The 21,351-nt window shown below is 65.7% G+C and carries 15 protein-coding genes; 9 read left to right on the forward strand and 6 right to left on the reverse strand.

All coding sequences use genetic code 11. The features are described 5' to 3' along the window. Nucleotides 1–24 precede the first annotated feature (24 nt). Both CSQ93_RS04880 and CSQ93_RS04885 read right to left on the reverse strand, forming a co-directional pair. Nucleotides 25–2,970, reverse strand: coding sequence for a TonB-dependent receptor plug domain-containing protein (locus tag CSQ93_RS04880; RefSeq protein ID WP_099377005.1), 2,946 nt, complete (start codon nucleotides 2,968–2,970; stop codon nucleotides 25–27). A gap of 98 nt (nucleotides 2,971–3,068) precedes the next feature. Then, nucleotides 3,069–6,419 (reverse strand): TIM-barrel domain-containing protein, encoded by a 3,351-nt coding sequence (locus CSQ93_RS04885; protein ID WP_099377006.1) that lies wholly within the window; start codon nucleotides 6,417–6,419, stop codon nucleotides 3,069–3,071. A gap of 344 nt (nucleotides 6,420–6,763) precedes the next feature. On the opposite strand from CSQ93_RS04885, the gene CSQ93_RS04890 reads away from it, so the two are divergent. The 8 genes from CSQ93_RS04890 to CSQ93_RS04925 all read left to right on the forward strand — a co-directional run bounded on the left by CSQ93_RS04890 (nucleotide 6,764) and on the right by CSQ93_RS04925 (nucleotide 16,894). Then, nucleotides 6,764–7,900 (forward strand): SIS domain-containing protein, encoded by a 1,137-nt coding sequence (locus tag CSQ93_RS04890; protein WP_099377007.1) that lies wholly within the window; start codon nucleotides 6,764–6,766, stop codon nucleotides 7,898–7,900. Further along, entirely contained in the window at nucleotides 7,887–8,840 is a 954-nt protein-coding gene (locus CSQ93_RS04895; protein ID WP_099377008.1) for an ROK family protein, read from the forward strand. Before CSQ93_RS04890 ends, CSQ93_RS04895 begins: the two co-directional genes overlap by 14 nt. Then, on the forward strand, nucleotides 8,840–10,183 hold the full coding sequence (locus tag CSQ93_RS04900) for a D-tagatose-bisphosphate aldolase, class II, non-catalytic subunit (protein ID WP_199534274.1): 1,344 nt from the start codon (nucleotides 8,840–8,842) through the stop codon (nucleotides 10,181–10,183). Before CSQ93_RS04895 ends, CSQ93_RS04900 begins: the two co-directional genes overlap by 1 nt. Nucleotides 10,184–10,218: 35 nt before the next feature. Further along, a complete protein-coding gene (locus tag CSQ93_RS04905; RefSeq protein ID WP_034781637.1) occupies nucleotides 10,219–10,986 on the forward strand; it encodes a DeoR family transcriptional regulator in 768 nt (255 codons plus the stop codon). A 3-nt stretch (nucleotides 10,987–10,989) separates the two neighbouring features. Further along, on the forward strand, nucleotides 10,990–12,084 hold the full coding sequence (locus tag CSQ93_RS04910) for an N-acetylglucosamine-6-phosphate deacetylase (protein ID WP_099377009.1): 1,095 nt from the start codon (nucleotides 10,990–10,992) through the stop codon (nucleotides 12,082–12,084). A gap of 50 nt (nucleotides 12,085–12,134) precedes the next feature. Continuing rightward, on the forward strand, nucleotides 12,135–13,922 hold the full coding sequence (locus CSQ93_RS04915) for an MFS transporter (protein WP_099377010.1): 1,788 nt from the start codon (nucleotides 12,135–12,137) through the stop codon (nucleotides 13,920–13,922). Nucleotides 13,923–14,132: 210 nt separating this feature from the next. Beyond that, nucleotides 14,133–15,530, forward strand: coding sequence for an amino acid permease (locus CSQ93_RS04920; RefSeq protein ID WP_099377011.1), 1,398 nt, complete (start codon nucleotides 14,133–14,135; stop codon nucleotides 15,528–15,530). 77 nt (nucleotides 15,531–15,607) lie between these two features. Further along, entirely contained in the window at nucleotides 15,608–16,894 is a 1,287-nt protein-coding gene (locus CSQ93_RS04925) for a DUF445 domain-containing protein (protein ID WP_099377012.1), read from the forward strand. 17 nt (nucleotides 16,895–16,911) lie between these two features. On the opposite strand, the gene CSQ93_RS04930 is transcribed toward CSQ93_RS04925, so the two are convergent. Genes CSQ93_RS04930 through CSQ93_RS04940 form a run of 3 tightly spaced genes read right to left on the reverse strand, consistent with a single transcriptional unit; the run spans nucleotide 16,912 to nucleotide 19,976 of the window. Next, on the reverse strand, nucleotides 16,912–17,934 hold the full coding sequence (locus CSQ93_RS04930) for an LLM class oxidoreductase (RefSeq protein WP_099377013.1): 1,023 nt from the start codon (nucleotides 17,932–17,934) through the stop codon (nucleotides 16,912–16,914). An 18-nt stretch (nucleotides 17,935–17,952) separates the two neighbouring features. After that, nucleotides 17,953–18,576 (reverse strand): glutathione S-transferase family protein, encoded by a 624-nt coding sequence (locus tag CSQ93_RS04935; protein ID WP_099377014.1) that lies wholly within the window; start codon nucleotides 18,574–18,576, stop codon nucleotides 17,953–17,955. Beyond that, entirely contained in the window at nucleotides 18,573–19,976 is a 1,404-nt protein-coding gene (locus CSQ93_RS04940) for an MFS transporter (protein WP_099377015.1), read from the reverse strand. The genes CSQ93_RS04935 and CSQ93_RS04940 overlap by 4 nt, the downstream gene beginning before the upstream one ends. A gap of 123 nt (nucleotides 19,977–20,099) precedes the next feature. On the opposite strand from CSQ93_RS04940, the gene gcvA reads away from it, so the two are divergent. Beyond that, nucleotides 20,100–21,002 carry a transcriptional regulator GcvA gene (gene gcvA, locus CSQ93_RS04945; protein ID WP_099377016.1) on the forward strand — a complete coding sequence of 301 codons (903 nt, stop codon included), beginning with the start codon at nucleotides 20,100–20,102 and terminating at the stop codon, nucleotides 21,000–21,002. Here the strand turns inward: gcvA and CSQ93_RS04950 are convergent. Further along, a complete protein-coding gene (locus CSQ93_RS04950; RefSeq protein ID WP_158301119.1) occupies nucleotides 20,999–21,238 on the reverse strand; it encodes a hypothetical protein in 240 nt (79 codons plus the stop codon). The genes gcvA and CSQ93_RS04950 overlap by 4 nt on opposite strands. Between the last annotated feature and the right edge of the window lie 113 nt (nucleotides 21,239–21,351).

The raw sequence follows: 21,351 nt of genomic DNA on the forward strand, positions 1-21,351 counted from the left end.
GGCGGGCCGGGACAAGGTCACGCCTTAAAAGAACTTGTAGCTGGCTGACAGGGCGAACTGGCGGCCGAACAGGTCCTGGCTATGGTTGTAGCCTTCCCAGCCGTTCGGGTCGTAGTAGGGCTGCTTGTTGAACGCGTTTTTCACGTTCAGGCCCACGTCCAGGTTCTTCATCGGCTTCCAGCTGAAGGCCAGGTTGACCGTCGTGTACGACGGCGCACCCTTGCACTGGCCGGCCGGCAGCGCCACCGAGGCGGCGGTGCAGTTTTCCGGCGTGTTGTCCTTGTCCCAGGGACCGTAGGCCCAGCGCGTCTTGCCCGAGTAGTTGACGAAGACGCTGCTGACGAAGTTACGGTAGCTCCAGTCGGCATTCACGGTGGCGCGGTAGCGCGGCGAATCGTAGTAGCCGACGGTGTTGCCCTTGATGTCGCTGCCGTCTTCGCTGTCGTGGGTGTCGCGCTTGCGGATGGTGGCCGCGATGCCGGTACTCAGCTTGCCCCAGTCGCCGAGCGCGAAGCGCGTGCGGGCGTCGATGTCCACGCCGTCCATCAAAGTGCGGCCGCGGTTCGAATACGAGTTGATCAAGCCGCCCAGGTTGCCCACCGAGTAGCCGGGCACGCCGCCCGCGCACACGCCAGCATTGGCGGGATTGGCGCACATGGCCGCCACCGCCGCCACATTGCCCCGGTCCGTGTCAGTCAGGTCGTTGCGGATGGCGCTCGATGTGCCGGCCAGGGTCGGGCCGTACTTGCCCACCAGTTCCGTAAACAGCTCATTGAAGTCCTGGCGCACGATTTCGTCGCGGCGGTTGATGAACCAGTAATCGATGGAGATGCTCACATCCTTGGCCGGCTGCAGCACCAGACCCACGGTCGATATCTTCGCCTTTTCCGGACGCAGGTTCTGGTTCGGCGGCGTCAGGCCGCCCACCGTCGTGGAGCAGTTCGAATTGAGCAAACTCTTGCCCAGGTCCGCATCCGTCGCTATTTTTGACTTCATCAGGGCGCGCGCCATGGCATTCGTTTCATCGCAGCGCACCGTGTCGCGGATGCCGCCCACCTGTGCAAAGACGCCGCCCGTGCCCGATTCGGCCAGGTTGGGTGCGCGGAAGCCTTCCGAATACGTCCCGCGCAGCATCAGGTCCGGCTGCGCGCGCCAGATCACGCCCAGCTTGGGCGCCAGGTTGGCCGAGAAATGCGGGTATTTGTCCACGCGCGCTGCCGCGTTGACTTCCAGGGTGTCGCTGAGCGGCACCACCACTTCGCCAAACACGGCGGCGATGGTGCGCCGGCCGTCGAACCAGGAACCGCCCTGCTGCGTGATCAGGCCATTGGCCGCATCCGCGTTGCCGGGCGTGAGAAAACTCTCGCGCATCACGTTGGTGCCGACGGCGGCGCGTACTTCGCGCTCGCCCAGCTTGAACAGGGTGCCTTCCACTTTCGCATCCCAGGTCATCAGTTTGGTCCACGATTCGATGGCAAACGTCGGGTAAGCGGCACGCACCAGCGCCGCATTCGCTTCGCTGATTTCGCCGAACTTGTAGGCCGGATTGTCGGCGATATACGTGCGGCCGCTGACGGGATCTTTCGTGAACGGCCCGAATGCCTGCTCGAAGCCCTTGATGTTGATGTTCGCCGTCTGGAACAGGGTCGAATGGCTGCCCGCCACGCTGAGCGCCGTTTCAAAATCCCAGCCGCCGCCGATGCTGCCGCGCAGGCCGACGAGCGCGCGGTAGTTTTCATCGACATTCTTCTGGCCGAAGTGGCCCGTCGCATCCTGCAGCAGGTAGTTCAAGCCGGCCGCGCCGCCCATCTTGGCCACCATGTCGGCATCGAGCTTGCCTTTCAGGTAGACATTGTTCGGGCTCAGGAAAGGCGTGGCGAAGGTGTTCAGGGTATTGCCCGTATTTCGCGCGAACCAGTTGTTCGTGCTGCCGCTATTGAAGCTGGACGGGCCATTCTCGCCACGCATCTTGATGTGGGTGAAGGCGCCTTCCGCGAACGCTTCCATGTCGCCGCCCAGTTTCAACCGGCCGCTCAGGTAAGCCGTGGCCCGCTCCGAGGTAGGCCCCGTGTCGAGCTGGTTGGGCAGCGCATTCCACACGCAGCGCGTGCCCGACGCTTCGGTGATGCTGTTGTTGCAGCCATTGACGGCGCGCTGGGTGCGGGCATTGTTATTTGCCTTGTCGAAGACAAAGAAGGTTCCGGGATTCATGGTGCCCGGTTCGCTGCCGACGCCCACGCGCATGTTCGGGATGAAATTGGGATTGTTCGCATAAAAATACGAAGGACGCTTCTGCCAGGTGTCGGCCAGCGCGATGCGGTCGCGCTGGTAGACGTTCACGGAACCGTAGATGTTGTAGCCGTCGCTGGCCAGGTCGCCCAGGCCATACAGCACGCTGGCCTGGCGTTCGCCATAGGCTTTCACGCTCGGTGAAAACTCGCCATTGGCGCGCGCTTCCAGGCCTTGATACGACTTTTTCGTGATCACGTTGATAACGCCGGCCACGGCATCGGAGCCATACACGGCCGACGCGCCGTCCGTCAAAATCTCCATGCGCTCGATGGCGGCGGCGGGAATGGCGTCGATATTGACGAACATGGTCTGGAAGCCGGCCGGCGCGCCATAGAACGACAGGCGGCGGCCGTTCAAGAGCACCAAGGTGCCCTGCGCGCCCAGGCCGCGCAAATTCGCTTGCGAACCGCCATCGGAACCCGTGAACATCGAGCGAAAATCCTGCTGCGCCGGACGGGCGGCGGGCAGGTTGTCGAGCACTTGCAGCAAGGTGAGCGCGCCCATGTTTTCGATCTGCTTGGCGTTGATCACCTGCACCGGCGACGCCGTTTCCGCGTTGATGCGCTTCAGGCTGGAGCCCGTCACTTCGACGCGCGCCAGTTTCTCCTCCTCGGCTGCCAGCGCCGTCGACGCCAACCCTACCGCCACCATGGCGGCCATCAGTTTTTTCAAGTGCATTCCCAACTCCCTTTTTATAAGTGATTTGTTTTCGTCAGCTTGCAAGAACCCCTCCCCGGTCCGAAGAGGGGCTCCTTTGTAGTGAAATGATGATGTGTCTAGCGCGGCTTGACGGTCGCGCCTTCCGTGCCGGTCAGCACGGCGTTGGCCCAGTTGCCGCACACCTGGGCCGGGTGGGCGCCGCGCGCGCCCAGGGTGCGCAAACTGAGCTGGCTCAGGCCGCGCACGTCGATTTCGGGTTTGACCACCCCGGGAGCCGTGACCAGACCGCTGTCATACAGCAGCCGCTCACCGCTCCAGACCTGGAATTGCAAGCCGCCCGCGCTGCGGCAGCTATCGTCCACACCCAGGTCGGCGCGCAGCAGATTCCAGTTGCCCGCCAGCTGCAAATCGATGCGGCTGGCAGGTCCCACGCCGAGGCCCTTGCGGAACCACAGCCCGTTCATGCGCATTTCGGCCACCTTGCCCACTGGCCGGTCTTTCGCGACAGTCTTCGGCAGCGCCAGGTCCGACAGGTAGCGCTGTACTTCCTCGCCTTCGGCCACGCGGTGCTCGAGCACGCGGAATGCGGACAGGGTGACGGGCGCCACGTCGGTCGCCAGCGCCGCGTCGAACGCGCGCGCCACCGGACCCGCTTGCGCCGCCGTTACCATCGGGTCCAGGGACGCGGCACCGTCGCCTTCCGGATTTTGCGTGCTCATGACGCGGAAACGCAGCAAGCGCCCGGCCGTGGCGGGGAAAGTAATCGTCTGCACGCCTTCCTGCAGTTTCAAGGTGCCCCGCACCAGCGGTACGCCCCATTCGCCGTTGTTGTCGCCGATGTAGATTTCATAGTCGCGCACCTGGCCATGCTTCCAGTGCTGGTCGTTGCGCGGCGCCAGTTCGATGCCGTCGACCAGCCGGCGCTCCGTGAAGCCGATCACCCATTCGTGCGGACCGCTTTTCACGGACGGGCTGCGCACGGTGCGGAACCACGTCTCTGGCTTGCCATCAAAGGCGTTTTCCAGCGGATAGCCGCTCTCCTCGGCAGGACGCGCCACCACCTGCATGGCGTCGGCCGGCAAGGCGCGGCCCGGCACGGGAGCGGCCGGGAAGTCGGCGTCGACTCTGGCCACGGCCAGCGCGCCGGCGACCTGCAAAGTCAAGGCCTGGCGGATGTCCTGCGCCGCCACTTTCACGTGCAGGGTGCCTTGCCTGTCAGCCGCGTCGAAATACCAGCCCTCTGCCGCCTTGTCGTAGGCGGCGCGGTCGCCGGCTGCCGCGATCAGCCGTTCGCCAGCGCGCACGGCGGCCGGTGCCTGGCCCGACAGCATGCGCAGCGCATAACCGCGGCGCGCTTCCTGACCCTGGTACTGGCCATCGACGGCGCCGATGTCGACCTGCACGTCGCCGCCCGTCTGGCGCATGCGGATGACTTGCTGGCTGAAGGCGCCGCCCTGGTACTGGCGCGTGTTGCCATCGTCTTCATACAGGGTGTATTCGGAATCGCCGTGCGGGTAGATATCGAGGGTCAGCTGATCCTTCGGCTTCTGGCCGTCGTACAGCATTTCCGGATACATGGGGAGGATGGCGCCGGCGCGCACGAACACGGGCAATTTATCCAGCGTCACCTGCATGTCCAGGTCGCGTCCTTTCGCGTCCGCCGTGGCCTGGCGGCCATCCCAGTAGTCGTACCACGTGCCCTGCGGCAGGTGGATGCCCTTGCGCCAGCCGCCGCTGACGGCCTGGCTGCGGTAGACGGGCGCCACCAGCAGGTCGCGGCCCAGCAGGAATTGGTATTTATAGGCTTCCGTGTAGGCGGCCGGGTCTTGCGGGTAATCCCACATCAGGCCGCGCACCAGCGGCGCGCCCGATTGGTCCGCTTCGCGCACGAGGGTATACATATAGGGAGTGAGGCGCATCTTGAGTTTCAGATAGCGGCGGTTGATGTCGCGGTAAGGCTGCTCGAACCACCACGGATGCTTGCGCTCGGCCGCGGCCCAGCCGGACATGCCCATCAGGACTGGCGTAAAACTCTTCCACTGCAAGTCGCGCAGATAGGTTTCCGGACTGCCGCCGAAGATGGCGTCCACGTCGCCAGACGCATACGCCTGGCCGGACAGGCCCGAGCCGATCAGCGTGGGAATGTGCCAGCGGATGTAGTCCCAGCTGGCGCTCTGGTCACCCGTCCACGCCACGGCGTAGCGCTGGATGCCGGCCCAGCCCATCACCGTCCACAGGAAGGGGCGGCTGTCGGAGTTGTTCAGGATGCCGTCGTAGGCCGACTTGTTCGCGTCCATGGCGAACTGGTAGCCCTTGCCCGTCCACGCCACGTCGAGCTTTTGCACGCGGCTGCCCGCCTGGCCCACTTCCCAGGCGATCTTGTCGACGCCGTTTTCCGTCCACAGGCCCGTGCGAAAACCATAGCCGGCCAGTCCCTTCACCGTTTCCGGCAAATTCGTGTAGCCGCAGCCATAGCCGTCGTTGGGCAGTATCCAGCCGCCCGGCATGTCGTGTTCGCGGTACTGGCGCGCCACGCTTTCCACCACGTCCGGCGTCTTGCCGGTGGGGCCGTCACTCCAGCCCTTCGGCACGGAACCCGGCTTTTTCACGTTGTCGCCATCGTTGTAGCAATCGGCGTCGCCGTATTCCAGCGCCCAGCGGGGCAGCATGCGCGCGCGGCCCGTCAAGTCCGTGTAGCGGGCGACGACGTCGCGCAAGTCCTTGCCGACGAAGAAATACGCATCGAAGCGCCCTTCCGCGTGCTGCAGCGAGATCTGCTCCTTGTCGCGCAAGTCGTAGCTCCCGTCGGACCAGGTGTTGCGCAGCATGCCCCAACCCCGTGAACTCATCAGGAATGGCGCGGGATTCGGCCGGTCGCCCTCTTCCCAGCCGCCCGAATAGGACACGGGCACCTGCCTACCCTTGAATTCGAAGCGGCCATTCTGCTGGCCGCCGCCAAAGTACCGCTCGCCCGGCAGGCTCGATAACACTTGCACGCCCTGCTTGTCGTCGAGCGACAGCGGCTGCACCTCGCGCCACAGGGGCACCGCATCGCCCTTGCGCAGCAGGGTAAAGCGCAACGGTTTGCGGTCGATGCGCAGGCTCAGGGCTTCGGTGCTGATCAGGATATGGTCGGGCTGTTCATGGATCTGGTACGCCACCTGCGCGGCAGGCTGGCCCACGACGATGGGCGCGGCCTTGTCGCCCGGCCCCGTCAAACCCCCTTTTCCGCCGGCCTGGATGCGCAGCACGTCCACCAGCGGCAGGCTGATACGCAGCTGCATGCCCGTGTCGCTGCGCAGATCCCAGCCCAGTGCCTCGCCCTTGGCCACGTCGGCCGCATGCACGGCACTCACGCTGGCCAGGTTGCCGAGAGGCGCGGCCTGCAAGCTTTGCGCAGACAAGGTGGCAAGGGCGGCGAGGACACAGGCGGCAAGGACGCGGCGGGGAAGCGGGAGAGGTTTCATCTATCGGCTTTCAGAAGTGATTCGATGAAATACTTTAAGAAGAAAAATAAATATCGTCAATCAAAAGAAAGTTAAAGCGGTAATTTATTAATAAAATGCCCAGAATTGGCGCATTTTTCTTACGTTTCACCAAAATGTCACAAAACATACTTTCGTTATCGTGGCATTTCAGCGACAAGCCGCGCCGCCACGGGCTTTTACGCTGCACCGCAGCACGCTTCGATGCCTTTAAAACGACATTATTTCGCAAGACAGAAAACTATTTACTTTCGTTTTGCTTTCGTATTTGACTTTTCGAAATTTAGTATTTATGCTTTCTCCAACAAACACTTTACTGAGCTCTCATGACTACCCTTCTTCAGCGTGACATTCAAACCTGGCGCGACATCGGCGGCCTGCACACGGCCGAGGAAATCGCCCACCAGCCGGCCATCTGGCGCGCGCTGGCCAGCATTTTGCGCAATGAACAAGCAGCCCTGGCCGCCTTCCTCGGCGACGCACTGTCGAATCCGCAGCAACGCGTCATCCTGACGGGCGCCGGCAGCTCGGCGTATGTGGGCGAGATCGTCGTCGATACCCTGAATGCGGCCTGGCCGGCGCAAATCCGCGCCATCGCCACCACAACCTTGCTGACGCACCATGAGCTGTACCTGGAAGCGGACGCGCCCACCCTGCTCGTCTCGTTTGCCCGCAGCGGCGACAGCCCGGAAAGCCTGGCGGCAGTAGAACTGCTGCGCCAGGTCGTGCCCGGCGCGCGCTTCCTGAACATCACCTGCAACGCGGACGGCAAGCTGGCGCGCCAGGGCGCCAACGACAGCAATACGTATAACCTGCTGATGCCGGAAGGCAGCTGCGACCGCGGCTTCGCCATGACCAGCAGTTTCAGCAGCATGCTGCTGGCGGCCCTGTCGGTGCTGGGCAAGGACACGGATCTGACTCGCCTGGAGACCATGGCCGGCCTCGGCGAGCAAGCCTTGCGCGACTGGTCGGCGCCCGTGGCGGACCTGGGATCAACGCCCGTGCAACGCGTCGTCTACCTGGGCAGCGGTCCGCTGGAAGCGCTGGCCAAGGAAGCGGCATTGAAGATCCTGGAATTGACGGGCGGCCGGGTGATGGCGATGGCGAATACGCCGCTGGGCTTCCGCCACGGCCCGAAATCGGCCGTCACCACGGAATCGCTGGTAATCCTGCTGCGCAGCAGCAAGCCCCTGGCGCGCCAGTATGAAGACGACCTATTGAAAGAGCTGCAGCGCGACAGCGTGGCGCAGCGCTGCCTGACGGTGGGCATCGGCAGCGACCTGTCGGCCGATGCGCCGGCCTGGCCCGACGCCTGGCTGGCTCCGCTGTGGCTGCTGATGGCGCAGCAATATGCGCTGCACCAGTCCGCGCTGCTGCAACTGCGCCCCGACAATCCATTCGCCGGCGGCATCGTCAACCGTGTCGTGCAGGGCGTCACCATCTATGGCCATGACCAATTCTAATCACACCGCCGGTTACCACGGCATCGACATCGGCGGCAGCAAGATGGAGCTGGTCGCCTTTGCCGACCACGATGGCGCGCTGGCGGAAGTGTTCCGCGAACGGGTAGCCACGCCGGGCGACGATTTTGCCGCCTTCGTGCAAGCCATCGTCGACCTGGTGGCGCGCGGCGACGCCGCTCTGGGCACGACGGCGCCCGTCGGCATCGGCTTGCCCGGCGTGATCGACAGCGCCACTGACCGCCAGCTCAGCTCCAACGTGCCAGCCCTGAACGGCCGCCTGGTGGCGCAAACCCTGCAGCAGGCCTTGCAACGTCCTGTCGCCATCGGCAACGATTGCCAGTGCTTCGCCCTGTCGGAAGCGCAGGGCGGCGCGGCCGACAATGCCGCCAGCATGTTCGGCGCCATTCTCGGCACGGGCGCAGGCGGCGGCTATTGCGTGGGCGGCCAGCTGCTGCGCGGCTTTAACGGCGTGGCCGGCGAATGGGGCCACTGGAGCCTGCCCGCCACCCTGCTGGCGCAGCACGGCCTGGCCGATTACCCCTGCCCGTGCGGCAAGGCGGGCTGCCTGGAACGCTATGTCTCCGGCCCTGCCATGCGCAAAATCCACACCCACTTTGGCGGCGACGGCGCGGAGCCTTTGGCCATCGTGGCGCGCGCCAACATGGGCGACGCCGTGGCCCAGCGCACGGTGGCCGTGCACCTCGACGTGCTGGGCCACGCGCTGGCCGGCCTGGTGCTGGCCTACGACCCGCACGTCATCGTGCTCGGCGGCGGCTTGTCCAAGCTGCCGCACCTGTACGACAAGCTGCCGGCCGCCGTCAAGCGCCATCTGTTCCCCGGCGTGCACGTGCCGCCGATACTGCCGCCCCGCTTTGGCGACGCCGGCGGCGCGCGCGGCGCGGCTCTTTTGATACGACAACATACAAAGGCGTCAACATGATGAAGCAAGCGGAAAACCCGACTTTTACCCTGTCCCCGATCCAGCAAGTGATCAAGGCGCACCGCCGCGGCGAGCGCGTGGGACTGTACGCCGTCTGCTGCAGCCACCCGAGCGTGCTGCGCGCCGCCATGCGCGTGGCCAGTGAATACGACACTGTGCTGCTGGTCGAGGCGACGTCGAACCAGGTCGACCAGTTCGGCGGCTACACGGGCATGACCCCGGCCGTTTTCCGCGACACCATGCTGGCACTGGCCCGCGAACAGGGTTTCCCCGCCAGCCGCCTCGTACTGGGCGGCGACCATCTGGGCCCGAACGCCTGGCAGCACCTCGATGCGGCCACCGCCATGGACCACGCCGAAACCCTGATCGCCGCGTATGCGGCCGCCGGCTTCCATAAAATCCACCTCGATTGCAGCATGCGCTGTGCCGACGACCCTTTGCAACTCGACGATGAAACCGTGGCCGCCCGTTCGGCGCGCCTGTGCATCGTCGCCGAAGCGGCGGCGGCCGCCGCCGGATTCGCGCCGCCCGTCTACGTGATCGGTACGGAAGTGCCGGTTCCCGGCGGCGAAGCGTCGCTGGCGCAGGCCGGCGCCGTCACCAGCCCGCAAGCGGCGCGCCGCACGCTCGACGTGCACCGCCGCGCCTTCCTCGATAACGAGCTGCATGGCGCCTGGCGCCGCGTCATCGCCATGGTGGTGCAGCCGGGCGTCGATTTCGACCAGAGCAGCATCCAGCATTACGACGCGGACGCCGCCACCGAGCTGTCGGCCTTTGTCGCCGAGCAGCCTGGCCTCGTGTTCGAAGCCCATTCCACCGACTACCAGCGCGAGTCCGCCCTGCACGCCATGGTGCGCGACCATTTCGCCATCCTGAAAGTGGGCCCTGCCGCCACCTTCGCCCTGCGCGAAGCGCTGTTCGCGCTGTGCCAGATCGAGGAAGAACTGCTGCCGGCGCACGCCACCTCGCAACTGATGCAGGTGCTCGACGACGTGATGGTGTCCAAGCCGAAGAACTGGATCAAGCATTACCTGGGCACGCCGGGCGAGCAGCGATTGATGCGCCGCTACGGCTTGAGCGACCGTTGCCGCTATTACTGGGGCGAACCGGAAGTGGCGGCCGCCGTTGGCAAGCTGCTGGCCAACCTGGACACCGTGGCGATTCCGCTGCCGCTGCTGAGCCAGCATTTGCCGGAGCAGTACCTGGCCGTGGTGCAGGGCAGCCTGCCAGCGCAGGCGCCGGCCTTGATCGAGCACAAGATCGGCAGCTTGCTGGCGCAATATGCGCGCGCCTGCAACCGCAATGCGGCAGTCCCCGTCATTGCCGAAGCGGCAATCTGTTAAGCTCGGTATTTTCATTTTTTACTGAGCCCGCCACCATGCGAAATACCAGCCAACGCCGTGAATCCATCCTCCAAATGCTTGCCCAGCAGGGCTCGGTGCAGGTGACCGATCTGGTGGAAAAACTCGGCGTGTCCGCGGTCACCATCCGCAGCGACTTGAATGCGCTGGAAGCGCAAGGCATGGCCACGCGCAGCCACGGTGGCGCGACCCTGACGCGCACGCCGCCGCCTGAACACACGATACGCCAGAAGGACGCCATCAACCACGAGCAGAAGGAGCGCATCGGCGCCTATGCTGCGCGGCTGGTGGAACCGGGCGACAACATCATCATCGACTCGGGCACCACCACCATCTCGCTGGCGCGCCATTTGCGCGACGCGACCGGCGTGACGGTGGCGACTAATGGCCTGAACATCGCGTGGGAACTGGCCGACGCGCCCGGCGTGGACCTGATCCTCACGGGCGGCCTGCTGCGCAAGCAGTCGCTGTCGATCCAGGGTAGCCAGGCGGAAACCTGTTTGCAGGCGTACAGCTTCGACAAGCTGTTTCTGGGCGTGGATGGTTTCGACCTGCAGTTTGGCGTGACCACCCACCACGAAGCGGAAGCAAGCCTGAACCACAAGATGGTGGAACGGGCCAAGAAAATCATCGTCCTCACGGACGCCTCCAAGTTCGGCCGCGTCAGCCTGCACCGCATCGTGCAGCTGGACCGGGTCGATACCGTCATCACCGATGCCAGCATCAGCCAGGAGTACCGCGAAGGGCTGCAAAAGCTGGGCATCGAACTTTTTATAGCGGAATAACACATGCTGAGCGGCAGAATCCTTACCCCATCTGGCTGGATCACGGGCACCATTACCTTTGACCAGCGCATCGTCCAGATACAAGAAGACCCTGCCGCCGACAGCGCGCTGACCATTTTGCCCGGCTTCATCGACCTGCACGTGCATGGCGCGGCCGGCGTCGACATCATGGAAGGCGACGACGCGGGCGCCACCGTAGCGCAGGTGCATGCGCGCCATGGCACCACGGCCCTGCTGGGCACCACCCTGACGGCGAAAGAGCCGTCGATCCTGCACGCCCTGCAAGGCCTGGCCGGCGTCATCGCCGAGCGCCCGGCAAACGGCGCGCGCATGCTGGGTGTGCACCTGGAAGGCCCGTTTTTGAACCTGCACCGCCTGGGCGCGCAGCCGCCCGACGTGGTGCAGGCAAGCCTGGCGCTGGTGCAGCGCTTTCACGCCATCGCCCCCATCAAGGTGCTCACCATGGCGCCGGAAATCCCCGGCCACCTGGAACTGATCCCGCAACTGGCGGCGATGGGCATCCGCGTGCAGATCGGCCACAGCGCCGGCACGTATGACGAAGGCGTGGCGGCGCTGAACGCCGGCGTCTCCGGTTTTACCCACCTGTACAACGGCATGACGGGCATGACGCATTACGACCCGGGCATGGTGGGCGCGGCGCTGGCGCATGCCGAATACGCGGAAATCATCCCCGACCTGCAGCACGTGGCCAAGGGCGCCCTGCGCGCGGCCCTGCGCGCCATCCCGCGCCTGTACGGCGTGACGGACGCCACCTCGGCCACCGGCATGCCGGACGGCGAATACGGCCTGGGCACGCAGCGCGTCTACAAATGCCTGGGCTGCGTGCGCCTGGCAACAGGTTCCTTGGCCGGCAGCGTGCTGACCATGGACCAGGCCCTGCGCAATTTCGTCGAGCTGGGCCTGGACCTGGCCGACGCCTCGAACCGCTTGTCGCTGTACCCGGCCGACTACCTGGGCGAATCCGAACGGGGCCGCCTGGCACCGGGCGCCTGGGCCGATATCGTCGTCCTCGATTCCACACTACAGCCAGTGTCCGTCTTCGTCGAAGGCGCGGCCATCGATCTTTCCACCCGCTAGATTCAGCCTCCAGATCCATCCCCCAACCTCAACCCCGTCCCGGAGTTTTCATGCACGACACGTCACACAAGGCCCCCGTGTGGGCCATGCGCTACCTGCTATTTATTGCCGGCATGGGGGGATTGCTGTACGGCATAGACATCGGCATCATCGCCGGCGCCCTGCCCTACCTGGAATCGACGGCCTCGGTGGCCTGGAAACTGACGGCCCAACAGCTGAGCTTTATCGTCGCCGCCGTGCTCCTGGGTTCAGTCCTCTCGTCGCTGTTCGCCGGCGCCCTGGCCGACCTGCTGGGCCGGCGCTGGGTGATGTTCCTGGCCGGCGCCCTGTTCAGCGCCAGCATCCCGCTGATCGCCCTGGCCGACGGCTACACGCCGCTGCTGCTGGGCCGCCTGCTGCAAGGCATCAGCGGCGGCTTGATCGGCGTCGTCGTGCCCCTGTACCTGGCCGAATGCCTGCCCGCGCAACAGCGTGGACGCGGTGCCGCCCTGTTCCAGCTGCTGCTGACCATCGGCCTGGTGGCCGCTGCCCTGATCGGCCTGCTGCAGGCGCAGACGGTGGAAACGGCCACGCAGGCGGCGCAAGCCTTGCCGGAAGCGGGCCGCATCGCCGCCATCTTCACGGCCAAGGACCACGCCTGGCGCAGCATCTTCTGGGTCTGCCTGACGCCGGGCCTCGTATTTACCATCGGCGCCCTGCTGCTGGCCGAATCGCCGCGCTGGCTGGCGCAACGGGGCCGCATCGAGCAGGCGCGCCAGTCGCTGCTGCGCACGCGCTTGCCAGCCGCCGCCGACATCGAACTGCGCGAGATGCAGGACACGCCGGAGAATACGGCCAAGGCCAGCGGCAAGGCCAGGGATCCGCTGCTGAGCCGCCGCTACGTGCTGCCCTTCCTGCTGGCCTGCCTGATCCTCGCCTGCACGCAGGCGACGGGCATCAATTCCATCCTCGCCTATGTCGTCAATATCCTCAACCAGGCGGGCCTGTCGGGCGCCTCGGCCAATATGGCCGACGTGTTATTGAAAGTACTGAACGCCGTGATGACGGTGGTGGCCGTGCTGCTGGTGGACCGCAAGGGCCGCAAGTTCCTGCTGATGCTGGGCACGGGCGGTATCGTCGTCTCGCTGCTGGCGGCCGGCCTGCTGTTCCGCGGCGCCGAAGCGCACCTGGCCGACGTGCGCCCCGCCATCGCGGCGCAAGTGCAAGCGGACAGCCTGTCCTTGCACCTCGATGCGGCTACCTTGACAGCGCTGGGCGCGGCGGCCGACGGCACGCCGCAACAGCTGACCATCGCCTACGCCTACGGCCCGTTCACCAACGTGAAAAGCCTGCGCAGCGACGATCCCGTGCTGCGCCAGGTGTCCATCGCCCGCGACGACGCCGTGCAGACCGACAGCGTGATCGGCGTGTTCTTCCGCAAGCTGCACCTGAACCCCTTCGCCGACCCGGCCGCCGGACGCGAAGCGCCGCTGCGCATCGAGAAAGCCAGCCTGGGCCCCGTGCCTTCGTCCACGCACGGCTGGCTGGTGGCCATCGCCATCTGCGTGTTCGTTTCCAGCTTTGCCGTGGGACCGGGCGTGTGCGTGTGGCTGGCCCTGTCCGAGCTGATGCCGACGCGTATCCGTTCGAACGGCATGAGCATCGCCCTGCTGGTCAACCAGTTCGTCTCGACAGTGATCGCCGCCATCTTCCTGCCCACGGTGGGTTTGCACGGCTATTCGACCCTGTTCTTCTTTGGCGCCGGCTGCACGGTGCTGTACTTCCTGGCAGCAGCCTTCTTACTACCGGAAACGAAGGGCAAGACTTTGGAAGAAATTGAAGCGCACTTTGCCAAGTAAGCCAAAGTAACCAACGGTAGCAGTCTCCTTTCCAGCCCCGGCCCACATCCGGGGCTGTTTTTTTGCCTGCTGGACAAGCTGTCAGGGCTGACGCGCATGGCACCGTACGGTTTTCCTTCTGGAATCACGGGCGTGTGGGCTAGAATCTGGCTGCGTCGTGCTACTCACGAGGCGGCAATGGCGCCATGACAAAAACCACCAGGAGACACAGTGAGCTTATTTAGAACCAAGAATTTGGATGACATGATTGCCCACAGCAAGAAGCCAGGAGGACTGGCCAAGGTGCTGGGGCCCTTCGACCTTGTCCTCATGGGCATTGGCGCCATCGTCGGCACGGGCATTTTCGTGCTCACCGGCACGGGCGCGCTGACGGCCGGCCCCGCCCTGTCGCTGTCATTTGTCGTGGCGGCCGTCGCCTGCTGCTTCGCCGCCCTGTGCTACGCGGAATTCGCTTCCACCGTGCCCGTGGCAGGCTCCATCTACACGTACAGCTATGCCACCCTGGGCGAGCTGGCCGCCTGGATGATAGGCTGGGACTTGCTGCTCGAATACGGCCTGGCCGCTGCCGCCGTCTCCGTCGGCTGGTCCGGCTATTTCCAGTCGCTGCTGTCGGGCTTTGGCATCGCCCTGCCCGTGGCCCTGACTGCCGCACCGGGTGCCCTGCCCGGCGTGACCACCTTCATCAATCTGCCGGCCCTCGTCATCATGCTGCTTCTCACCGCCATGCTGGGCTGGGGCGTGCGCGAATCGGCGCGCCTGAACAACATCATGGTGGCCATCAAGGTGGGCGTGGTATTGCTGTTCATCATCTTCGGCGCGCGCCACGTGCAGCCAGCCAACTGGCAGCCCTACATGCCTTTCGGCTACCACGGCATGCTGAGCGCCGCCGCCCTCGTCTTCTTCGCCTTCATCGGCTTTGACGCCGTCACCTCGGCCGCCGAGGAAGTCAAGAAGCCGTCGCGCGACCTGCCGATCGGCATCATAGGATCCTTGGCCGTGTGCGCCGTGCTGTACGTGGTCGTCTCGGCCATCATGACGGGCATCGTGCCGTACCAGAAATTCCTCGGCGTCGACCATCCCGTCTCGCTGGCCCTGCAATATGCGGGCGAAAACTGGATCGCCGGCTTCGTCGACCTGGGCGCCATCCTCGGCATGACCACCGTGATCCTCGTGATGGCCTTCGGCCAGACGCGCATCATCTTCGCCATGTCGCGCGACGGCTTGCTGCCCAAGCGCCTGTCGACCGTGCACCCGCGCTTCCACACGCCGTTCTTCGCCACCTGGCTGGTCGGCATCGTCTTCGGCCTGATCGCCGCCGTGATCCCGCTCAACATCCTCGCCGAACTGATCAACATTGGTACTTTGGCCGCCTTCACCATGGTGTCGATTGCCGTGGTGGTGCTGCGCAAGAAGCGCCCGGACCTGCCACGCGCCTTCCGCTGCCCCGGCGTGCCGTACGTGCCGGCGCTGGCCGTGATCCTGTGCGTGGGCCTGATGACCTTCCTCAGCTGGGTCACCTGGGTGGCCTTTACCATCTGGCTGGTGATCGGCCTGGTCATCTACTTCGGCTACGCGCGCCGCCGTTCGCTGCTGCATCCGCAACAGTAAAAAGTCCCCGGCAGCGACATATCCTGTCGCTGCCGCAGTTAAGATGGCGGTCTCGCAACCACCGCAGGCCGCCATCCATGCAACGTTCCCCCGACCTCATCGCACAACTGGACCAGAGCACGGACCAGCTCAAACGCGCGCGCCTGCGCAACATGCAGTGGCTGGCGGCCGGCTTGCTGCTGCTGGCCGCACTGGTCTTCGCCGTGGCCCGCTCGCAACGGGGCGGCCACCCCGCCTGGGGCTATGTGGAGGCATTCGCCGAAGCGTCCATGGTGGGGGCGATCGCCGACTGGTTCGCCGTCGTGGCCCTGTTCCGCCACCCTTTGGGCATCCCCCTGTGGCATACGGCCATCATCCCGAACAGCAAGGCGGACATCGGCCGCAGCCTGGGCGCCTTCGTGGAAAATCATTTCATTACCGAGCAAGGCATCGCCGAGCGCATCGCGCAAGCCGATCCCGCCGCGCGCCTGGGCGCCTGGCTCAGTGACGAGGTCCACGCGCAGCAGCTGGGCATGGCCAGCGCCAGTGTTGCCAGACAGCTGCTGGCGATGGCCGACCACGACAAACTGGGACGCCTGCTGCGTGTACAGGCCAGCAGCTACCTGGGCCAGCTGAATCTGTCGGACGTGGCGGCCGACTGCATCGATGCGCTGATCGCCGACGGCAAGCCGCAGGAACTGCAGGACTTCATGCTCGACCGCAGCGCCGCCTACCTGGACGACGAGGCGCACCATGCCGCCATCGGCGATTTCGTGCTGGGCGCCTTCCAGATCGAGAACGCGCTGGTGAAAAAGGCCGTGAAAGCATATGAACCGCGCATGATCGCCTCGCTGCAAAAATTCGCCCTCGCCGTGCGCCTCGATCCAGACCACCCGCTGCGTCAGCGCATCGCCGGCTGGATCGCCGACAGCGCCCTGCACCTGAAGGCCGACCCGCAATGGCAAGAGACGGTGCGCCGCTACCAGTTGCAGCTGATCGCCAGCGATACGGTGCAAGCCATGCTGGGCGACGTCTGGAAGCACCTCAGCACGCGCCTGCTGACCGACCTGCACGCGGACCAGCCCTTGCTGGCGCAAGCCATCGCCAGCCTGGCACGCAACACGGGCAAGGTGCTGGAAACGGACAAAGCTGCGCGGGCATGGCTGAACGACGCCATCGTCGCCGGCAGCGGCTCGCTGGTGCGCCGCTACCGGGGGGAGGTGGGCGCCTTCATCGCCGCCCGCCTGGACTTGTGGAGCAAGGATGAAATGAGCGAGCGCATCGAACTGGCCATCGGGCGAGACCTGCAATTCATCCGCATCAACGGCACCATCGTGGGCGGCCTTGCCGGCTTGCTGATTTACGCCGCCAGCCACGCGTTTTAAGCGCGTTAATCTCCCCTTCACCAGCGCGGCACGGCGCTGGGCGGCACCGCATGCGAAGGAAAATGCGGCAGCACTTCCTCGGCCAATTCCTGCAGCACCTCCGCAGCCGGGCGCTGGCCATGCTGGATGCCCAGCGCCGCATGGTTGACGCCTGCTTCGCGCCATTCACCGAGCAAGTCGATCAAGCCCTTGCGCCCCGTGCGCAGCACATAGCCGCTGCGCACAGGCGTGCGCGGGTAATCGGGGTCGTCCACCAGATCCAGCCACTCATTGCACATATGCGGGCGAAAGCCGCCATCCGGTATGCACTGGCGCCAGGCGCGGATCTTTTCCGCCAGGCGGCGCGGCCCGTCCCGCGTATCCGTCGCTTCCGGATACGTCAGCCAGCCGTCCGCGTGGCGCCCTATCCACTCCAGCGCCTGGCCCGACGAGCTGGTGACGACCAGGGGAATGCTGCCCGCCACGGGCTTGGGCAGCAGTTCGAGGCCCTCGATGCTGCCCAGCGGGCCTTTGACACTGGCGGGGCCGGCGCGCAGTAACTGGCGAAACATATGCACGGCCTGCGCATAACGCTCGCCGCGCGTGGCGTACGGCACGCCATACGCGGGAAACTCGCTGGCGCGGTCGCCCGACGCCGTGCCCAGCACCAGGCGCCCGCCCGACAATTGGTCGATGCTGGCGGCCGCCTTGGCCAGGTCGATGGGGTGGCGCAGGGTAAAGATGGCGCTGCCCGTGGCCAGAGCCAGCGAGTCCGTGCGCGCCGCCAGATACGCCAGGTAGGTCCACGGGTCGAACAGCTGGCCCGCGTCGCCGAAGCGCGGGTCGAACAGGGGAATGTCGCGCACCCAGGCGGCGGCAAAGCCTTGCCTGTCCATGGCGGCGACCAGCTCGGCCTGGCCGACCAGCGCCTGCATGTCGCCCTGGTAAAAGCGCAGGGGCAGATAAATGCCGAGGGTGAGCGCGCCGGGCGCGAACATGCGGCGGTAGCCGGCATGGTGGGAAAACGCGTGCGAGGACGCGCCACTGGTATCGATCGTCATATTGTTCCTTGAAGTTGCTCAGGCGCCCGTGGCGGGCGCGGGCAGCGTGATGCCCAGCTGGACGGCCGGACGTGCCGCCACGCGGGCGTACCAGGCGCCCACGAGGGGCCATTCATCGAGCTTGAAGCCGACCAGGTCGGCGATATGCAGCCAGCCAAAGCTGGCGATGTCGGCGATGGAATAAGCGTCGCCGGCCAGGTAGGCGTAGTTCGCCAGGCGCCCATCCATGGTGGCCAGCGCGGCGTCGCACAGCTGGCGAAAGTGCGCCGTGGCGGCCGCATTCGCGCCTCTGCCTGCGATCTCGAAATGCACGCGCTGGCCCAGCATCGGCCCCATGCTGGCCGCGTGGAATTGCAGCCAGGTGATGGCGGCCCAGCGCTGCGCGGGAGCCTTCGGCAGCAGCCGCCCCGTCTTCTCGGCCAGGTACAGCAGGATGGCGGCCGATTCAAACACGGTGATGCCCGTGTCGTGGTCGACCAGCACCGGAATGCGCCCGTGCGGATTGAGGGCCAGGAAAGCGGGCAAGCGGTGTTCGCCCTCGTCGATGCGCACTTGGCGCAACTGATAGGGCAAGCCCAGTTCGGCCAGCGCGATGGTGGCTTTGAAACCGTTGGGCGAGCTGTCAGTGTAGAGTTCCATCATGGCGCCGCCTCCTGGCGCGCAGCCTTGCCGGGCAGGATGGCGATGGCGCACGCCAGGCCCGCCGCCACCAGACAGGCGGAAACGAGGATGGCGCTGCTGTAGCCTTGCGCGGCCGTGCCGCCGCCGGCAAGCACGGCGATGCTGACCGCCACGCCCACGGCCAGGCCAACGGCCGAGCCGACTTCCTGCGTGGTCGTCAGCATGCCGCCGGCCAGGCCATGGTCCGCTTCCGGCACGCCATCGATGCCGGCCACGGTCCAGGCGGGAAACGCCAGGCCATAGCCGATGCCGGCCAGTACGGTGCCAGGCAGGATGGAGACGGCCCACGACGCCAGCGTGGCCAGCGACGCGCCCAGCATGGCCAGGCCGCCGATGAACAGCAGCATGCCGCCGACGATGACGGGCTTGGTGCCGCAGCGGGCGATCAGTGCCGGCCCGGCCCACGCGCTGGCCAGGGTAAAGGCGACGGCCATCGGCAACAGTCCCAGTCCCGTGCGCGTGGCGGAAAACGCCAGCACTTCCTGCATGGCCAGCGCCACGACGACAAAGGTGGGGCCCAGGGCCGTATTGGCCAGCAGGGAGACGATATTCGCGCCGCCCGTGGAGCGGCGCCGGAAGACGGCCAGCGGCATCAGCGGCGCTGCCACGCGTCCCTCCACCCACACGAACAGGGCCAACAAGGCCAGCGCCAGCGCGATCAGGGCAAAGGTGAACGGATGCGCCAGTCCCACATGCTCGCTATTGGCAAAGGCAAACACCAGCGTCGCCGCGCCCGACGCCACCAGCAGCGCGCCCCAAACGTCGAGCGTGCCGGCAGCCGCAGCGGTATCCGCATCGGGTCGCCCCAGTGGCAAGGCCGGCGACAGGGCCAGCACCAGCAAGCCGACGGGCACATTGATCCACAGCACCCAGCGCCAGCCCAGCAGGTCCGTGATGAAGCCGCCCAGGATCAGGCCCGCGACAAAGCCGCTGGCCGCCACGGCCGTCCAGGCACCGAGCGCCCGGTTGCGCCGGGCCGGTTCGGGAAACACGGCCAGCAGCAGCGAGAACGCAGCCGGCGAAAACATGGCGGCGCCAAAGCCCTGCAGCGCGCGCGTGGCCACCAACATGGCCGGGCTATGCGAAAAGCCGCCCGCCAGGGAAGCGGCCGTAAACAGCAGCAACCCCGTGACGAAGACGCGGCGGCGGCCAAACAGGTCGGCCGCGCGCCCGCCCAGCAGCAGGAAGCCGGCGATGGCCACGCCATACGCATTGATCACCCACTGCAGGCCGCCGGGCGTAAAGCCCAGGCTGTGCTGAATTTGCGGCAAGGGGATCATGGTGATGGAAAAATCGAGCAAGGCAACGAATTGCGTGGTGCATAGCAGGATCAGGCAAATTTGCCGATGTGAAAGTAGCATGGATATCCTATCGATATAGTTTTACTCGACGTCAAAAGAACGCCGTATGCCCCTATAATGCGTTCTCCAAGAGCGAAACAGAAACGATGATTTTTCGCGCTTAACTATAGAAAAACTATATCGATGAAACATCCTTTACCGCTCCAGGCGCTGCGCGCCTTTGTCGAAGTGGGCCAGCGCGGCAGCATCAAGGCGGCCGCCGAGGCGCTGCACGTGACGTCGGGCGCCGTCAGCCAGCAAATCCGCCTGCTCGAAGATCGGGTCGGCATGCCCCTGTTTACGCGCGAACGCCAGGGCTTGCGCCTGACCGAGGCGGGCGCCAGGGTCCACCCCGCCCTGCTGGGCGCCTTCGCGCAGATTGCCGGCGCCAGCCAGGCGCTGGAAGACATGGGCGCCCGCCAGACGCTGACCGTCAGCACGGTCGCCACCTTTGCCGCCGCATGGCTGGTGCCGAGGCTGGGCCACTTCAACCAGCGCCATCCGCAGATCGAGGTGCGCGTGGAAGCGACGTCGGCGCTGGTCGACCTGCGCCGCGACCGGGTCGACGTGGCCTTGCGGCACGGCCTGGGCGACTATCCGGGCTTGCAGGTGACGCGATTGATGGCGCCCGTGCTGGTGCCCGTCGCCAGCCCCGCCCTGATGGCGGGCCAGCCGCCCATCGCCACGCCGGGCGATTGCCTGCGCTACCCGCTGCTGCACGATACGGACCGCGCCGACTGGTCCCTGTGGCTGGCCGCGCATGGCGCGCCGGACGACAGCGAGGATGCGGCGCGGGCGCTGCGCGGCTCGGCCTTCGAAGATGATTTTCTGTTGATACGCGCGGCCGAAGCGGGCCAGGGCCTGGCTCTGGTGCCGCAGCTGTACGCGCAGGAGGAGATCGCCGCCGGGCGCCTGGTGCAAGTGCTGGACTTGCCCTGGCCCGCGCGCTTTGCCTACTACCTGGTAGCGCGGCCCGACGCGGCCACGCGCCCCGCCGTGCAGGCATTCATGACCTGGATCTGCGAGGAAGCGCAGGAAGCGCGCTAGAACACATGGCCGTCGGCCGCGCACGACACCACGCCGCACATGGTGGTAAACAGCACCGGCACGCCGGCGCGTCCCGTGGCGATGCAGGCTGCGGCCGGCACCACGGCCAGCAACAGGGCCAGGTAGCCAAGCGCCTTCAGGCGCCGCCCGGACGAACGACGCACGCCCCCGGCTGCCTCGCGTAAATAGCCTCTGGCCGCCTCTTCGCTGCCGCTTGCCGACATTTTCGTATGCATGTCCATCTCCTCCATCCATAGTGACTGGTCTTGCTTCACTGCATTTTGCTACATAAATTTGCCAAATACAATAAATAAATTCATGAATAAATTGCTTTTTCTTCTTTCATCAC

The sequence above is a fragment of the Janthinobacterium sp. BJB426 genome (genome assembly GCF_002735705.1).
GTDB lineage: Bacteria > Pseudomonadota > Gammaproteobacteria > Burkholderiales > Burkholderiaceae_D > Janthinobacterium.

Excerpts from the sequence above, each read along its gene's own strand:
- CSQ93_RS04880 (WP_099377005.1), bottom strand. The coding sequence starts at position 2,970 with ATGCACTTGAAAAAACTGATGGCCGCCATGGTGGCGGTAGGGTTGGCG.
- CSQ93_RS04885 (WP_099377006.1), bottom strand. The coding sequence starts at position 6,419 with ATGAAACCTCTCCCGCTTCCCCGCCGCGTCCTTGCCGCCTGTGTCCTC.
- CSQ93_RS04890 (WP_099377007.1), top strand. The coding sequence starts at position 6,764 with ATGACTACCCTTCTTCAGCGTGACATTCAAACCTGGCGCGACATCGGC.
- CSQ93_RS04895 (WP_099377008.1), top strand. The coding sequence starts at position 7,887 with ATGACCAATTCTAATCACACCGCCGGTTACCACGGCATCGACATCGGC.
- CSQ93_RS04900 (WP_199534274.1), top strand. The coding sequence starts at position 8,840 with ATGAAGCAAGCGGAAAACCCGACTTTTACCCTGTCCCCGATCCAGCAA.
- CSQ93_RS04905 (WP_034781637.1), top strand. The coding sequence starts at position 10,219 with ATGCGAAATACCAGCCAACGCCGTGAATCCATCCTCCAAATGCTTGCC.
- CSQ93_RS04910 (WP_099377009.1), top strand. The coding sequence starts at position 10,990 with ATGCTGAGCGGCAGAATCCTTACCCCATCTGGCTGGATCACGGGCACC.
- CSQ93_RS04915 (WP_099377010.1), top strand. The coding sequence starts at position 12,135 with ATGCACGACACGTCACACAAGGCCCCCGTGTGGGCCATGCGCTACCTG.
- CSQ93_RS04925 (WP_099377012.1), top strand. The coding sequence starts at position 15,608 with ATGCAACGTTCCCCCGACCTCATCGCACAACTGGACCAGAGCACGGAC.
- CSQ93_RS04930 (WP_099377013.1), bottom strand. The coding sequence starts at position 17,934 with ATGACGATCGATACCAGTGGCGCGTCCTCGCACGCGTTTTCCCACCAT.
- CSQ93_RS04935 (WP_099377014.1), bottom strand. The coding sequence starts at position 18,576 with ATGATGGAACTCTACACTGACAGCTCGCCCAACGGTTTCAAAGCCACC.
- CSQ93_RS04940 (WP_099377015.1), bottom strand. The coding sequence starts at position 19,976 with ATGCTACTTTCACATCGGCAAATTTGCCTGATCCTGCTATGCACCACG.
- gcvA (WP_099377016.1), top strand. The coding sequence starts at position 20,100 with ATGAAACATCCTTTACCGCTCCAGGCGCTGCGCGCCTTTGTCGAAGTG.
- CSQ93_RS04950 (WP_158301119.1), bottom strand. The coding sequence starts at position 21,238 with ATGCATACGAAAATGTCGGCAAGCGGCAGCGAAGAGGCGGCCAGAGGC.